A 1,465-nucleotide genomic window follows, 5' to 3' on the forward strand; every position below is an offset into this window, starting at 1 on the left:
ATATCATCCTTGATTTCTTCCTCTTCATCAAGATAATCCCAAATATCGGGATACAAATCTGCCTTCTTGCATGCTTCCATGCTAAAGTTAGCTAAAGCCCTATCCATGTCAAAATTCTCTAATGCTTGAACAATCTCAGCTATCTTTGAGTGTTCAGTATAGGCTATATACTCCGATACATTTTCTAAAGGAGTTACTCCCAAGACAGCTTCTATCAAGGGGCCGTCATCCATAAATTCTGAACTACTAAAACCTGTCATAACAAAGAGCAAGGCATCCCACATTTTGTCAATATCTATCAACGTATCGTTTCCCTCAGGATAATCCTCTACTAAGTCAAGTAAATCCTCTTCCTGACAAGAATAGCGCTTTATTTGGCTTAATTCATTGTCAGATAGATATTGATAATTAGCAATCATTCCCATAATGTTTCCTCCTATAAGTTCCTTAGAATAGCACTAATGTTACTAGTTCCCTTTCTTGAGAAAGGCAAGAAATCTACTGTTTTTGGACTCTCCTCCTTATTTCCATTCCTCATCTTCTATCACTTCCCAGACTTCTGACTGATAGCCCTCACCATCTATATCATAGCGCTGCATATAGCCAAAAAATCTTTCTTTTTTATTTGCCTTACGAGACTTGAGAATGTTTACAGCCCAGACTCCGATAAGAATGACAACTAAAAGCGCTACTACTGTCTCCATACTCCTTCTCCCTTGCCTACCTTAATATCCTTCAACCCACTTTTCATTGTCCATGATGAAAGGCTTAGCTAGTCCGTCACCTGTGTAATCCGCATATTTGGTGGATAGATACTTGTAACAGTCTTCCTTGCTCGCAAACTTAATAGCTTGATAGGGCTCTACAAAAGTCAGTTTTTCAACAAATAAGAAACCATCATCAGCTGGCACTAAAATACCAACATGCCCGACAAAAAGAAACTCTCCATCCAAATTATCATGCAAGACTACAGACAGCATTCGAGCTTTGTCATTAAATTGAAACTGGGAAAAGAATTTCTCCATCTTCTGCGCGTGAACTTTTACATCCGTTGTCGCTTCTGTCTCCACCCTAGAAAATAGAATATTAAACTCTTCCTTATCTTTCTCATCAAATACTTTTCCCTTATCGATAGCATCATTATCCACAAAAAGTAGCTGATCATTCTTTTCAAGTTTTGGGATCGTGACTGAATTTTTTAATAGCGCATAGCTATTGATACGGCAGTTGGTCCCGACAAAGTCACCCTTCTTTTGTGTCCACAAATTGCTGATTTTCTCTACATCGTATTCCGTTTTTGTAAAGGAGGCAAAATCACCACTTAAGCCAGTGGAGCCGACAGTCGCATTATAGTCTGTAACAAGATTGAAAAATGCTTCAACACTATTTGGGTCCAAGTGAGCTGATAAGAGAGATTTGACCTCTTCGGTACTGACTTGACCGTTTAGATTGGAATATGAAGCCG

The 1,465-nt window shown here is 38.8% G+C and carries 3 protein-coding genes; all 3 read right to left on the bottom strand.

What is annotated here, in order from left to right; genetic code table 11:
* Positions 1-425 (bottom strand): YfbM family protein (locus GMD3S_RS0209410; RefSeq protein WP_000525329.1); only part of this gene is annotated, 425 nt, incomplete at its 3' end.
* 96 nt (positions 426-521) lie between these two features.
* Positions 522-704: a hypothetical protein gene (locus tag GMD3S_RS0209415; RefSeq protein ID WP_000451083.1), complete on the bottom strand. Its 183-nt coding sequence runs from the start codon at positions 702-704 to the stop codon at positions 522-524.
* Positions 705-725: 21 nt separating this feature from the next.
* On the bottom strand, positions 726-1,465 hold a 740-nt coding region (locus tag GMD3S_RS0209420; RefSeq protein WP_000851989.1), incomplete at its 5' end, for a DUF4300 family protein.

The organism is Streptococcus sp. GMD3S (assembly GCF_000298695.2).
Lineage (GTDB): Bacteria > Bacillota > Bacilli > Lactobacillales > Streptococcaceae > Streptococcus.